Origin of the sequence: Pseudomonas sp. GCEP-101, assembly GCF_025133575.1 — a bacterium.
GTDB lineage: Bacteria > Pseudomonadota > Gammaproteobacteria > Pseudomonadales > Pseudomonadaceae > Pseudomonas > Pseudomonas nitroreducens_B.
Genome location: NZ_CP104011.1, coordinates 5,652,482 through 5,666,221, shown reverse-complemented (window position 1 = coordinate 5,666,221; position 13,740 = coordinate 5,652,482). Strand labels below are relative to the sequence as shown.

At 70.2% G+C, this 13,740-nt stretch carries 10 protein-coding genes; 2 read left to right on the top strand and 8 right to left on the bottom strand.

Annotated features, from left to right (window positions below; all coding sequences use genetic code 11):
- The first annotated feature begins 127 nt into the window (after positions 1-127).
- Positions 128-1,204, top strand: a complete 1,077-nt coding sequence (locus N0B71_RS25510) for a sigma-54 interaction domain-containing protein (RefSeq protein WP_259755736.1) — start codon at positions 128-130, stop codon at positions 1,202-1,204.
- On the opposite strand, the gene N0B71_RS25505 is transcribed toward N0B71_RS25510, so the two are convergent.
- Genes N0B71_RS25505 through N0B71_RS25475 form a run of 7 tightly spaced genes read right to left on the bottom strand, consistent with a single transcriptional unit; the run spans position 1,205 to position 10,196 of the window.
- Positions 1,205-2,344: an LLM class flavin-dependent oxidoreductase gene (locus N0B71_RS25505; RefSeq protein WP_259755735.1), complete on the bottom strand. Its 1,140-nt coding sequence runs from the start codon at positions 2,342-2,344 to the stop codon at positions 1,205-1,207.
- Complete coding sequence (locus tag N0B71_RS25500) at positions 2,334-3,371, bottom strand: LLM class flavin-dependent oxidoreductase (protein ID WP_259755734.1); 1,038 nt, start codon at positions 3,369-3,371, stop codon at positions 2,334-2,336. The genes N0B71_RS25505 and N0B71_RS25500 overlap by 11 nt, the downstream gene beginning before the upstream one ends.
- Positions 3,368-4,396 carry an LLM class flavin-dependent oxidoreductase gene (locus N0B71_RS25495; protein ID WP_259755733.1) on the bottom strand — a complete coding sequence of 343 codons (1,029 nt, stop codon included), beginning with the start codon at positions 4,394-4,396 and terminating at the stop codon, positions 3,368-3,370. The genes N0B71_RS25500 and N0B71_RS25495 overlap by 4 nt, the downstream gene beginning before the upstream one ends.
- A complete protein-coding gene (locus N0B71_RS25490; protein WP_259755731.1) occupies positions 4,393-5,424 on the bottom strand; it encodes an LLM class flavin-dependent oxidoreductase in 1,032 nt (343 codons plus the stop codon). Before N0B71_RS25490 ends, N0B71_RS25495 begins: the two co-directional genes overlap by 4 nt.
- Entirely contained in the window at positions 5,421-6,362 is a 942-nt protein-coding gene (locus N0B71_RS25485; RefSeq protein WP_259755730.1) for a 5'/3'-nucleotidase SurE, read from the bottom strand. The genes N0B71_RS25490 and N0B71_RS25485 overlap by 4 nt, the downstream gene beginning before the upstream one ends.
- Positions 6,359-7,693, bottom strand: coding sequence for an LLM class flavin-dependent oxidoreductase (locus N0B71_RS25480; RefSeq protein ID WP_259755729.1), 1,335 nt, complete (start codon positions 7,691-7,693; stop codon positions 6,359-6,361). Before N0B71_RS25480 ends, N0B71_RS25485 begins: the two co-directional genes overlap by 4 nt.
- Positions 7,694-7,748: 55 nt before the next feature.
- Positions 7,749-10,196, bottom strand: coding sequence for a TonB-dependent receptor plug domain-containing protein (locus tag N0B71_RS25475; RefSeq protein WP_259755728.1), 2,448 nt, complete (start codon positions 10,194-10,196; stop codon positions 7,749-7,751).
- Positions 10,197-10,608: 412 nt separating this feature from the next.
- On the opposite strand from N0B71_RS25475, the gene N0B71_RS25470 reads away from it, so the two are divergent.
- On the top strand, positions 10,609-11,604 hold the full coding sequence (locus tag N0B71_RS25470) for a P1 family peptidase (RefSeq protein ID WP_259755726.1): 996 nt from the start codon (positions 10,609-10,611) through the stop codon (positions 11,602-11,604).
- Between the two features lie 734 nt (positions 11,605-12,338).
- On the opposite strand, the gene N0B71_RS25465 is transcribed toward N0B71_RS25470, so the two are convergent.
- Positions 12,339-13,724: a tetratricopeptide repeat protein gene (locus N0B71_RS25465; protein WP_259755725.1), complete on the bottom strand. Its 1,386-nt coding sequence runs from the start codon at positions 13,722-13,724 to the stop codon at positions 12,339-12,341.
- Positions 13,725-13,740: the final 16 nt, after the last annotated feature.

Below are 13,740 nucleotides of genomic sequence, written 5' to 3'. Positions count from 1 at the left end.
ACTGGCAGCAGGGCGCTCTGGCGCGGGCCTCGGAGGGTTATTACCTCATGCGATTAAAATATTTATGGTTATAAGAGGGTGGCGATACAGTAACGGCTACATCTAAGCCAGCCGGCAAGCAGGACCTATGAGCCAATCTCCCTGGGGCGCGACGCCCGTGCTGACCTTGCCGCAGGGCGAGAAGCAGCCGCTGTCCATTCGCGCCAAGGCGCTGGTGTTCGCCGATCCGCGCTCGCGCCAGTTGCTGGAGTTCCTTGATCGCGTCGGTCCCAGCGAGGTGCCGGTGCTGATCAATGGCGAAACCGGCACGGGCAAGGAGCTGGTGGCGCGCTACATCCACAGCGCCAGCGGGCGCAAGGGTGCGTTCGTCGCGGTGAACTGCGGCGCGATCAACGAGAACCTCGCCGAGAGCGAGCTGTTCGGCCACGAGGCCGGGGCCTTCTCCGGCGCCACCGGGCGCCGCGCCGGCTGGTTCGAGGAAGCCGATGGCGGCACCCTGTTCCTCGACGAGATCGGCGACCTGCCGATGCCGCTGCAGGTCAAGCTGCTGCGCGCCTTGCAGGAGCAGGAGATCGTCCGCGTCGGTTCGCGCAAGCCGATCAAGGTGGACATCCGCCTGGTCACCGCCACCAACGTCGACCTGGAGCAGGCGGTGGACGCCGGCAATTTCCGCCTCGACCTGTTCTACCGCATCAACGTCGCCCAGGCCCGCGTGCTGCCGTTGCGCGAGCGCCCGCTGGACATCATGCCGCTGGTGGAACACTTCCGCCGGCTCTATGCCCAGCGCCTGAAGATCGCCGAGCCGATGTTTTCCGAGGCCGCCGTCAGCGCGCTGCTGGACTACGCCTGGCCGGGCAACATCCGCGAGCTGGAGAACGTCGTGCACCTGGCCCTGCTGGTGGCGGGGGAGAAAGTGGTGCGCCCCGAGCACCTGAAGTTTTCCGCCGCGCTGTCGGGGCAGCGGATGGGCTCGGGCGCGCCGACCGGCTTGCCGCAGGAGATCATCCGCGACCAGTTGCAGCGCCTGTTCGACGTGCCGGGGGAGACCCTGCTGCACGACCTCGAGGACCTCATCGTCCGCGAGTCCTTCGCCCATTGCGGCTTCAACCAGCTGCGCACCGCCGCTCTGCTGGGCATCAGCCGCAACGCCATGCGCACGCTGCTGGTCAACCACGGCCTGCTCAAGGGCCGCGCCAAGGCCTGATCAGTCGCGGCGGCGCTGCCGGGCAGTGGCGGTGGCAGCGTCGCGGCGCAGCAGCGGCAGCAGTTCCTCGCCGAGGTGGATCGCCTCTTCCAGGTGCGGATAGCCGGAGAGGATGAAGGTCTCCACGCCCAGCTGGTGATACTCCTCGATGCGCTCGGCGACCTCCGCGTAGCTGCCCACCAGCGCCGTGCCCGCGCCGCCGCGCACCAGGCCGACACCGGCCCAGAGGTTCGGTGAAACCTCCAGGTCGCGCACGCCGTGCGCGCGGCCCTGGGTGAGGCTGATCTGCCGCGATTGCCCCACCGATTCGTAGGCTGCCAGCTGTTGCTGGGCCCGCTCGATGGCGTCGCGGGGAATCTCGTCGAGCAGGCGCCCGACGTGGGCCCAGGCCTGCCGTGAATCGGCGGCGGCGAACACATGCAGGCGCAGGCCGAAGCGCAGTTCACGGCCGTGAGCGGCAGCCAGTTCGCGCATGCGCAGGATGCGCTCGCGGATCATCGCCGGCGGCTCGCCCCACATCAGGTAAGTCTGCGCGTGGCTGGCGGCGATGCGCTCGGCGACGTCCGAGGCGCCGCCGAAGCAGATCGGCGGCAACGCCGCCTCCCGGGGAATCGGCACCGGGCTGCCGGTGCGGTAGTACCGTCCATGGTGCTCGCGTCCGCCCCAGGTGGCGCGGAATACGTCGAGGAATTCGGCGCTGCGGGCGTAGCGCTCGTCGTGTTCGAGGAAGTCGCCCAGGGCGCGCTGCTCGAAACGGCTGGAGCCGCTGACCAGGTGCAGCAACAGGCGGTTGTCGCTGAGCTGCTGGAGGGTGGCGGCCTTGTGCGCCGTGTAGGCGGGCAGCTCGACGCCGGGGCGCAGGGTCAACAGGAACTTCAGCCGGCGCACTTCCTGGACCATCAGCGCGACGATCAGCCAGGGGTCTTCGAAGCCGCTGGCGGTGGGCACCATGATGCCGTCGAAGGCCGCCTGCTCGGCGGCGCGCACCACCTGGCGCAGGTAGTCGAGGGTCGGAGCGCGTTCGCCCTGCTGGAACAGCCCGACCTTGGGCAGGCCGCTGCTGGTGAGGTGGTGGCCGTCACCGTTGGTGGGCAGGAACCAGTCGATCTCGATGGGCTTGCGTTTGGGTTCAGCGGCCAATCCGGGTGTCCTTTTCAGCTTCGGTGCGCAGCAGCGGCAGGACCCGTTCGCCGAAGCGCAGGACCTCGCGCACCGCGTTGGGCGCATGCAGGATGATCTGGTCGAGGCCGGCGCCGTGCAACTCGCGCAGGCGGCTGGCGACCTGGGCGTAGCTGCCCACCAGCACGGGCGATTCGTCGGCGGCGGGCAGCCACAGGTTGGGGTGGATCTCATGGCGTCGGGCGGGGTGCTCGGCGCGCTCGGCCAGCAACTCGACCACGGCCGCATCGCTGCGGCGCTTGCCCTTGCCGGGGGCGGCGAAGGGTTGCGCCTGGCGCGCGGCTTCATCCCAGGCCTGCTCTTCGCTGTCACGGGCGATGATGCCGAAGCTGGCGACATGGCCAAGGACACGGCCGGCGCCGCGCGCAGCCTGGTTCAGGCGGGCGATGGTATCGCCCAGTTGCGCGACACCGGTGGCCTGCACGACGCACAGGTCCGCGCGGCTGGCGATGCGTTCGGCGCCCAGGCTCTCGTCCAGCAGCAGGGGCGTGGGCGGCAGGTCGCGCAGGCCCAGGCCGGCGTTCTCCAGGTGGAAGTAGCGGCCGTTGTGGTCCAGCGGCGTGGCGGGGGCGTGCAGCAGGCGCTGCAGGATGTCGAGGAACTCGTCGATGCGTTCGTGGCGCTGGTCGCGGTTGAGCACCTCGCCGAAGGCCCGGCGCAGGCTGCCGCGATCGCTGTCGGGCAGGTGCAGGCGCACCCGTCCGGCGGACAGCGATTGCAGGCTCTGCAGCGTCGCCGCCAGCGCCGCGGGCAGCATGGCCTCCGCCGGCAGGCTGAGGGTCAGCCCGAGCCGGCGGGTGTGCGCGCAGAGCGCCGCGGCGACCATCAGGCTGTCCGGCTGGTTCGGCCCGCCGGGCAGGTAGAGGTCATCGAAACCGGCGTACTCCACGGCCTGGGCCAGTTGCACCCATTCCGCCGGCTGCGCCTGCCAGTCCAGCCCGCGGCGGGTGCTGCTGGCGCAGAGTTTCCAGGCGAAGCGCAGGCTCATCCGGCCACCGCGAGCGCCTGGCCGGCGGGCGTCCAGCCCAGCGCCGGGGCGATGTCCCGCGCCAGTTGCTCCAGGCGCCGCAGCACCTGGGCCTGGGTGGAGCTTTCCGACTGCACCACGGCGATGAAGTAGTCCGCGTAGGGCAGCAGCGACGGGTCGTTGCGCACGCTGGCGATCACCTCGTCGGGGTGGCCGTGGTGGACGTTGAGCAGGCGCAGGTGGCTTTCCAGGTCGGCGGCTTCGTCGATCAGCCCCTCGCGGATCAGCCGTGGCACGTGCAGTTCGATGTCCGGCGCCAGTTCCGCGCGGGACTGGTTCTTGTCCTGCGCGGGGAACACCGCGCACACCACGCCGATGCGCGGGCGCCGCGTATCGTCCTGCCAGGCGCCGAGGTAGGCATCGGCCAGGGGCTTCTGCACGGTGAGCGGATCGTGGGTGGCCGTGCCCAGCAGCAGGCCGTTACCTTGTTCGGCGGCGTACACCGCGCCAGCGGCGCTGCCGTGGGAATGCCAGAGTCGCTCGCGCAGCGCGGCGGCCGGCGGATGCAGGCGCAGCTGCGCCTCACCGGGCAGCGGCGCGCCGAGCAGGGCGGCCTGCAGGGCGCGCTGGGCCTGCTGGAAGTCGTCCTGGCGGCGCTGCGCATTGCGGCCGAAGGCGTTGAACATGTCCAGGTTGGCGCCGCCGCTGCCCAGGCCCAGCTGCAGGCGGCCGGCGGACAGCGCGTCGAGCACGGCGGCGTCTTCGGCCAGGCGCAAGGCATCCTCCAGTGGCAGGGTGATCACCGCCGTGCCCAGTTCGATGCGCCGGGTGCGCGCGGCGATGCTGGCGAACAGCAGCAGCGGCGAGGGCAACTGGCCGAAGCCGCCGCTCAGGTGGTGCTGGGCGATCCAGCCGCCGTCGAAGCCCAGCGCCTCGGCGAACTCGAACTGTTCCTGCAGGTCGCGGTAGACCTGGCGCGGGTCGCTGCCGAAGGCGTGGGTGAGAAAGCCGAGCTTGAACGGCTGTCGCGGTTTCAGGGCGTTCATGCCGGGATCTCCTGTGCAGGGGTGCGCTGCGGGCGTGGTTGCCAGCCTAACGCGGGGGCGATGTCGCGGGCGACGATTTCCAGATGACGCAGGGCTTCGGCAAAGCCGGTGGAGGTCGTCTGCACCTGGACGATCAACTGGTCATCGGCGCCCAGCGGCGCATCCGCGCGCAGCTGTTCGGCGATCTTCGCCGGGTCGCCATGGAGCACGCCGAGGGCGTCGAGCACCGCCTCGAAGCCCTGCGCCGGGTCGGCGTGGCCAATGCCGATGCGCCGCTGGCGTTCGACGTAGGTGAGGATGTCCTGGCGCAGGGTCGAACCCTGCGCCGCGGCATCGGCGCCGGGGAACACGGCACGCACCAGGGCGACGCGGGGTGTGCCGGAATGGTCGGGATTCCAGGCCTGGCGATAGCGCTCGATCACCTGCGAACGCGGTTCGGCGCCGGCGGTGGGGTTGGGCGCGAGGATCAACCCGTTGCCGCGCGCGGCGACCTGCTCGACGCGCGAGGTGGCTTCCCACAGGCGGCGGTCCAGCCCGTTGGCGGCCGGGCGCAACACGCGGCCGTCGGCATTCAGCGGCTCGCCGGCCAGCGCCTGGCGCAGGCGCTCCAGGCGCTGGTCGTACTGGGCGTGGCGACCTTCCAGGTTCTGGCCGAAGGCGGCGAAGCTGTCCGGGTCGAAGCCGGCGCCCAGGCCCAGTTGCAGGCGGCCCTGGCTGAGCAGGTCGAGCACCGAGGCGTCCTCGGCCAGGCGCAGGGCGTTTTCCTGGTTGAGCACGACGATGCCGGTGCCCAGCTGGATGTGCCGGGTGCGCTCGGCGGCCGCGCTGAGCAGCACCAGCGGCGAGGGCAGGCGGCCGTTCTCGCTGGCGAAATGGTGCTGGGCCAGCCAGCCGCTGTCGAAACCCAGTGCCTCGGCGGCCTCGAACAGCTCCAGGGTCTGCTGGTACAGGCGCGGCTCGAACTGCGGGGCATACACGCGGTTGAGAAAGCCCAGGCGGAAGGTGCGGTGCCGGGTGGGATGGCTCATGGTTGGCGCTCCTGGTCGATCTGCCCGAGCAGTGGCGTCAGCGCGGCGCCGAGGCCGTCGCTCGCGGCCGGCGCGCCCGGCAGGGCGTTGAACGGGCTGAGGGTGAGGTAGCCCTTGGCGACCCACACCGCTTCGTCCTCGGCGTTGCTCGCGTCCGCCGGTGGCGACCAGGCGAAGCCGATGCCCGGCTTGCCGGCCAGCTTCGCGTCGAGCTTGCCGAGGTCGTCGGTGTAGATGGCGTGGAAGGGCACGTAGCTGCCGATGCGGGTCAGGCGCGCGCCCTGGAGCTTTTCCAGCGGCGGCAGGTTGAGGTTCAGGCCGACGCCTTTGGGCAGCAGCGCGCCGTCGGCTTGTCGGTGCTGGGCCAGCGCGTCCACCAGGCGGGTGACGATGGCGGCGATGCGCGGGCTGTCCTGTTCCTTCAGGTCGGCGCTGACCGCCAGCGCGGGGACGCCGGCGAGCACCGCGACGCTGGCGGCGTTGAAGGTGCCCGAGGCGCTGTTGAGGGCGCCGAGGTTGTTGCCGGGGTTGGGCCCGACGATGACCAGGTCGGGGTGCGGCAGGACCTTCTCCAACCCCAGCAGCAGCGCCATGACCGGCGTGCCGCTGATGCGGATGTCCACCTGCTGGCCGGCACAGCTGGCGCTTTCGCACTGGCCCTTTTCGGTGGTGGTGAGGTAGTAGCTGTCCGGATAGGCCGGGTCGTCGTCGCGCCCGATTTGCGTCTCGCGGCCGAAGAAGAACGCGCCGCCGCGCGCGCTCTGGTCGCTGTAGGGCGCGGCGATGCGCACGGTGTGCCCGTCGGCCTTCAGCGCGGTGTACAGCGCACGGATGTTCGGGTGACGGTAGCCGTCGTCGTTGCTGAGCAGGATGTTCAGCGCGAACGCCGGCGGCGCCAGGGTGCAGCCGGCGGCCAGCAGCAGCGGCGCGAACCTCATGCCGCGCTCCCGGCGAAGCGGTTGGCCGGGCGCGCCAGGCCGAGGTTCTCGCGCAGGGTCGCGCCCTCGTATTCGCGGCGCAGCAGGCCGCGTTCCTGCAGCAGCGGCACCACCTCGTCGACGAACACCTCGATGCCGCCGGGCAGGTACGGGAAGAACACGTTGAAGCCGTCGCAGGCGCGGGCCTGGAACCAGGCGTCGAAGGTGTCCGCGATGTCCTCGGCGGTGCCGATCACCGGGTTGCCGCCGGCCAGGCGCAGGTACAGCTGGCGGATCGTCAGGCCCTCGTTGCGCGCCAGCTCCAGCACCTTGTCGCGGCGGCTGCCGCGCTGGCCGACCGGGGTGTCCGGCAGCGGGCCGTCGAGGTCGTGGGCGGAGAGGTCGATGTCCTCGCCGAGGGTATCGGCCAGCAGGCGCAGGCCGAGCACCGGGTCCACCAGGCTCTGGAATTCCTCGAACAGCTCGCGGGCTTCTTCGCGGGTGCGGCCGATGAAGGGAGTGATGCCGGGGAGGATCTTGATGCCGTCCGGATCACGGCCCAGCGCGGCGGCGCGCTGCTTCACGTCGGTGTAGAAGGCCTGGGCGGCGGGGATGGTCTCGGCCATGGCGAAGATCACTTCCGCCACGCGCGCGGCCAGCGCCTTGCCGGCATCCGAGGCGCCGGCCTGCACCAGCACCGGGTGGCCCTGGGGCGGGCGCGCCACGTTGAGCGGGCCGCGCACCGAGAAGTACTCGCCCTTGTGGTCGAGCACATGCAGCTTGGCCGGGTCGAAGTACTGCCCGCTGGCCTTGTCGCGCAGGAAGGCGTCGTCTTCCCAGCTGTCCCACAGGCCCTTGACCACGTCGTGGAATTCCTCGGCGCGGCGGTAGCGTTCGGCGTGGTCGATGTGCGCTTCGCGGCCGAAGTTCCAGGCCTCGTCGGAGACCACCGAGGTCACCAGGTTCCAGGCGGCGCGGCCCTTGGACAGGTAGTCCAGCGAGGCGAACTTGCGGGCGATGTGGTACGGCTCGTTGTAGCTGGTGGTGGCGGTGGCGATCAGGCCGATGCGGCTGGTGACGGCGGCAAGCGCGGCCATCAGGGTCAGCGGCTCGAAGTGCTCGCCGCGCGCGGTGCGGCTCAGGGCATCGAGGTGGTGGCCCCAGAGGGCGACCACGTCGGCGACGAACAGCGCATCGAAACGGCCGCGTTCGGCGGTCTGCGCGACCTGCCTGAAGTAGTCGAAGTCCAGGCTGGCGTCGGCCTGGGCCTTGGGGTGGCGCCAGGCGGCGACGTGGTGGCCGCTGTTGGCGAGGAAGGCGCCGAGCTTGAGCTGGTCGGTACGGCGGGTCATGTCGTGTCTCCCGTTCGGGCGGGCGCCGTCGGGGCGCCCGCTGGCTTGCGCCGGGTCAGAAGTTGTAGGCCAGGCCCGTGTACCAGTAGCCGCCGGTGGTGCCGTAGGGCGAGAAGTTGCCGTACGGGAAGGCGCCGGAGGTGCTGGGCAGGTGGGTGCGGTCGGGGTAGACGTTGAACAGGTTGTTCGCCCCGGCGGTGAGCGTCAGGCTGCGGGTCAGGTGGTAGTCGACGTTGAGGTCGGTGATCCACTGCGGGTCGAAGGTGCGGTCGTAGACCTCGGCCGTGCCGTACTGGGTGTACTCCCCGTAGCGGGTCAGGTTCAGGCTCACGTCGAACTGGCCGATGCTCCAGTCGGCGCCCAGCAGCAGGCGTGATTCGGGCTGGCCGTGCTTGAGGTTGCCCTGGCGCTGGCGGTCGTAGCCGCCGTCCGGGCCGAGGGCGGACTGGGCCACGGAGGAGGCGTGGATCTTGTCGATCTGGGTCGTGTTCCAGTTGAAGCCGGCGTTGTAGCGGATGCTGCCGTAGGCGCCCAGCTCCTGGCGGAAGTCGCCGACGATGTCGACGCCGCGGGTGGTGGTGTCCAGCGCGTTGGTGAAGTAGGTGACGTACTGGTTGGGGTTGAGCCCGGCGTCGGCGAGGATGTCCTGGATGGCCGGCGTGCCGCCCAGGTAGCCGGTCTGGGCGATGCGGTCGCGGATCTTGATCTGGTAGGCGTCGATGGTCAGGCTGCTGGCCGGGGTCGGCTGCAGGGTCAGGCCGATGCTGTAGTTGGTGGATTTCTCCGGCTTGAGGGTGGAGGCGCCCAAGGCCTTGGCCACGTCCGAATCCACCGCCACGTTGCGGTAGTCGATCAGGTTGCCGTTGACGCTGCTCTGCGAGGTCGAGCTGTAGATCTGCTGGGCCAGGGAGGGCGCGCGGAACCCGGTGCTGGCGGTGCCGCGCACGGCCAGGATCGGGGTCAGCTGGTAGCGGGTGGAGAGCTTGCCGTTGGTGGTCACGCCCGAGCCGTCGTTGTAGTGCTCGTAGCGCCCGGCGAGGTCGACGTGCCACTTGTCGGTGAAGTCCTGGCCGATCTCGCCGTAGCCGGCGTAGCTGGTGCGGCCCTTGGAGGCGGCGTCCGCCGGGGTGGTGCCGGCGCCGGAGATGGTGCCGGGGGCGATCAGCGCGCCGTTGGCGCCGTACTGGTAGTCGCCGTAGCCGTAGGAGGCGTACTCGCCCTTGCCGATCTTGTAGTTCTCGTAGCGGTGTTCCAGGCCCCAGGAAATCTGCGTGGGCTTGGCCAGGCCGAGGTCGAAGGCGCGGGTCAGGTCGAGGTTGCTGGTCCACTGGCTGAAGGTCTTCACGCCGGTGTCGACGTTGGTCGGCGAGTCCGGCCCGTAGCTGAGGTTGTAGGTGTCGGTCAGCGTGGCGCGGGCATGGTCCTGGCCATAGGTGGTGGACAGGTCGTAGTCCCAGCCGGCCGCCTCGCCCTTGCCGCCGAAGGCGAACTGGAAGTCGTTCTCGATGAACCGCAGGTTGTCCTCGATGCCTTCGGGGTACGGCGTGGGGATGCCGTTGAAGCTGGCCGGCTGGTGGAACGCCAGCGGCTTGGACGATTCGCGGTTGGTGTAGGTGGAAAAGGAGTACAGGGTCAGCGCGTCGTTCACCGGCAGCTCGGCGTTGTAGCCGAGGCTGAAGTTCTCCACCTTCGGCAGGCCGGTGCCGTAGTAGGTGTGCTCCAGGCTGGTGTGGCCGGCGGAGTCGGTGTAGGGCGCGTTGTCGGAGCGGTCGGAGACGTTCTGGTGCTTGTAGTCCAGGGCGAAATTGACGAAGCCCTCGTTGCCCAGTTCGAAGCCGATGTTGCCGCTCTGGCGCGCGGTCTCGCCGTCGCCGTTCTCGTAGTTCTGCCCGTAGGTGGTGGCCAGCCGGCCGCCGTGGTCGGTCTGCTTGAGCACCACGTTGATCACCCCGCCGATGGCGTCGGAGCCGTACTGGGCGGAGGCGCCATCACGCAGCACTTCGACGTGGTCCACCAGGGCGGTGGGGATCATGTCCAGGTCCACCGGCTGCGAGCCGGAGTTCAGGTAGGTGCCGTTGTTGAGCAGGGCGCTGTTGTGCCGGCGCTTGCCGTTGACCAGCACCAGCACCTGGTCGCCGTTGAGGCCGCGCAGGCTGATCGGGCGCACCACCGAGGTGGAGCCGAAGCCGGAGGAGGCCGGCAGGTTCAGCGAGGGCAGCACGCGGCTCAGGGCGCGGGTCAGGTCGCCCTGGCCGGTGGCTTCCAGCTGCTTGCTGGAGATCACGTCCACCGGCGCCGGGCTGTCGGCCAGGGTGCGGGCCTGGCCGCGGTTGCCGACCACCACCACGGTGCTCAGGCGGTTGTCGGCGGTGGTCTTGCTGCTATCGACATCGGCATCGGCGGCGAGCGCCGGCAGGGCCTGGCCGATGGCGAGGAACAGAAGGCTGTGGGTGAACAGCGTGCGGGCGGTCGATGCGCTCCGGGCACGGGTGACTCGGTTCATGGTTACGCTCCAAGGTTTGCTCCCGGCTGGCGCCCGTCTGGGTGGCCGCTGCGGGTTATCGTGTCGACGGCATCGGGGCCGCGTTGGCGAACGGCTTGTTGCTGGGAGGGACTGGTCGCGTTCAGTCGGAAGGCAGGCTCAAGCTCATGGCGCTGACAAGGCAAGCGCTGTGCCAGCCCGGAAAGGCCTTGTGTTTCATGGGCTTGCACGGGCTAGCGGAAATTCCCTGCTGGGTTTGCAGCAGCGCGGTGCCAGGCTGTTGCTTTTCTCCCAGCCGGTGGCGAGGGGGCCGTGCGCGAGGGGGCAATGCTGCATTTGCAGCAACCGGCGTGCGTGCGGGCTCGGCCGCCCGGCTGCGCACTGGCACAGGCCTTGCTCGGAGGCTGCTTTCCCTTGCTGCCTGGAGAGACGCATGCCAAGACCTGGCCCGCGCAACCTGATCACCGATATCCCCGGCCTGCTGGTCGGCCACGCCACCGATGAGCGCGTGCGCACCGGGGTCACCGTGTTGCGCCCGGACGGCGTGTGGACCGCCAGCGTCGACATTCGCGGCGGCGGCCCGGGCGGGCGCGAATCCGCCGCGCTGGAGCCGCAGAACATGGTGGGGCGGCTGCATGCGCTGGTGTTTTCCGGCGGCTCGGTGTTCGGCCTCGGCGCGGCGGATGGGGTGAGCGCGGAGCTCTCTGCGCGCGATGTCGGCCTGCACCTGAAGGCCGGCGCGCCGGCCATTCCCATCGTGCCGGCAGCCGTGTTGCACGACCTCGCCAATGGCGGCGACAAGGCCTGGGGCATCGACCCGCCGTATCGCGAGCTGGGCCGCGAGGCGCTGGCCAACCTGGATGTGGAGTTCGCCCTCGGCGCGGTGGGCGCCGGGCGCGGCGCCATGGCCGGCGTGCTGCCGGGCGGGCTGGGTTCGGCCTCGCTGGATTTGGGCGACGGCCTGGTGGTGGGCGCGCTGGTGGTGGCCAATCCCATCGGCAGCGTCTACATGCCCGACGGCGAAACCTTCTGGGCCTGGCCCTGGGAGCAGAGCGGCGAATTCGGCGGACGCGTGCCGACCCAGCGCATGGATTGCAGCGAGCCGATGCCGGAGCTGTCGCGGCTGGACTCCATGGGGCGCCTGCAGGCCGGCGCCAACACCACGCTGGCGGTGGTGGCGTGCAACGCGCGGCTGACCACGGCCGAGTGCAAGCGCCTGGCGATCATGGCCCAGGACGGCATCGCCCGCGCGGTGCGCCCGGCGCACCTGCCGTTCGATGGCGACAGCCTGTTCGCCATGGCTTCCGGCGCGGTCGAACTGGTGGACGGCCAGCGCCGCCAGGTGGAGCTGTCGCGCATCGGCTCGGCCGCCGCCGATTGCGTGGCGCGGGCGATTGCGCGGGGTGTGTACCTGGCCCGCACCCGGTAGGACCGAGGGGGACGCCCAGTCCTTGCTCGCGAACAGGCCAGTCGCGGTGTCAAGCGCTTCGCGAGCAAGCTCGCTCCTACAGGTCAACGCCGGCGCTGCAGGGGCAGAGCGTAGGAGCGGACCTTGTCCGCGAAATCCGTCGCGGCGGCACTGTCACGTTTCGGCATGCACCGGGCATGGCGCCCGTTCCGTTTGGGGCGCTCATCCTTGAATGCTGGCGTGAAGGGTGAGACTTCGCGGACAAGGTCCGCTCCTACCTGGAAATGTCGGCGTACTCCTACTGCAGGGAGGTTCGCGAGCCAGCTCGCTCCTGCACGATCAACAGCCCCTCACCCTCACCCTAACCCTCTCCCGCGAGCGGGAGAGGGGACCGTTCGGCGCAGGATGAAACCGTGACGTCAGGCGGCTCGGACTGCTCCCTCTCCCTGAGGGAGAGGGCTGGGGTGAGGGGGATGCATCGGCACGGACTTTCAGATGACGACAGTTGCTCCAACCCGGAAATGTCGGCGCTCTCCTGCTGCAGGGCGGTTCGCGAGCAAGCTCGCTCCTACACGATCAACAGCCGCTCACCCTGACTCTCTCCCGCGAGCGGGAGAGGGGACTGGGCGGTGCAGGATGAAACCCCACCACCCGCCGGCACGATCTGCCCCCTCTCCCTCGGGGAGAGGGCTGGGGTGAGGGGAACGCGCAAACACAGATCTATCCGGTGGCAACAGCGGCTCCCACAGCGGATTTCAGCGGGCGCTCAGATACGGATTCTCCGCCAGCGCACGCTTCACCCGGCGGGCGGCGCGGGCGGCTTCCTGGGGCAGGCCGAGGGCGGTGTAGACCCGCTCGAGATGGCGGTTGCCCGGCACGTCCTGGGCGTCGTAGCGGCGGCGCAGTTCCAGCGTCTGTTGCGCCGCCAGCCAGTGCCCGGCGCGCAGTTGCGCGTCCAGCTCGATGAGCGCGAAGAGGTCGCGCTGGGCATGGCTGCCGCCGATCTCGCCCAGGCGCGGCAAGGCCTGGCCCAGGCGTCGTGCGGCCAGCGCATAGTCTCCACGGGCATGGGCGTACAGGCCTTCGGCGGCGGGCAGGGTGACCTCGGCCCAGGCGGCGCGGCTGAACTCTGGCGCCTGCCGCGCCTGGTGCCTGAGCGCATCGAGCAGTTCGCCGGCTTCGTCCTGCCCGGCGCGAGCCAGGCCGTAGAGGTACTGCAGGCTGAGGAAGGGCTGCACGACATCCGCCCGGCGTTCGCGCAGGTAGGGCAGCAGGGCCTCCCAGCGCGGGCCGACGTCGATGCCGGCGAACTCCAGGCGGGCCAGCAGCGAAACCGCACCGATCTGGTCCTGGGAGTACTCGGGGAAGATGCCCCAGACGTGCCGGTCGTAGATCTCCAGCACGCGCTGCTGGTGGCCGCGCGCCAGGTGGAACAGCGCCAGGTGCCACCAGTTGTGGGTGTACATGAAGGAGTTGAGCCCCTGCCAGCCGGCGCTGGCCTCTTCGAGGAACTGCGTGCCTTCCTCGATGCGGCCGCGGGTCAGCAGCACGTGGGCGAGGGCGTGTTGCGCCCAGGGTTCGCTCGGCAGCAGTTGCAGGGCGTAGCGCGCGGTGGCTTCGGCTTCCTCCAGCAGGTGGCACTGTTCGTAGGCGAAGGCCAGCATGCCGTAGGCCTGGGGTACATCCTCGGCCCCTTTCACGGCTTTCAGGGCGATGCGCAGCATGGCCGGCGCGTTGCCGCGGTTGAATTCGAAATACTGGTTGAGCTTGGCCGCCAGCAGGTCGCGTGGGTGCTCGTCGAGCAACAGCTCGCTCAGGCGCAGCGCCTCGGGCAGGTCGTCCGCGCTCCAGGCCGCGAGCAGCGTGGTATAGCGTTCGGCGCGGGGAATGCCGGGGCCGGCCGCCCAGGCCCGCTGCAGGTAGCGCGCGGCGAGGCTGGGTGCCTGCGGCGATTCGGCGAACATCATCAGCAGACCGGCGAAGGCGTTGGCCAGTACCGAGGCCGGGTCGGCCTCGGCGCCGGCGAGGATGTTTTCCGCGCGGGTCTGGTAGGCCAGCACGCCGCCGGTGAAGTCATCGATGGCCTGGCGGGTATCTGCGCGCTCGCTGTCGATGGGGTTGCCGAGATAGTCCTGGGTCATGCGCTGCCGCTCCACG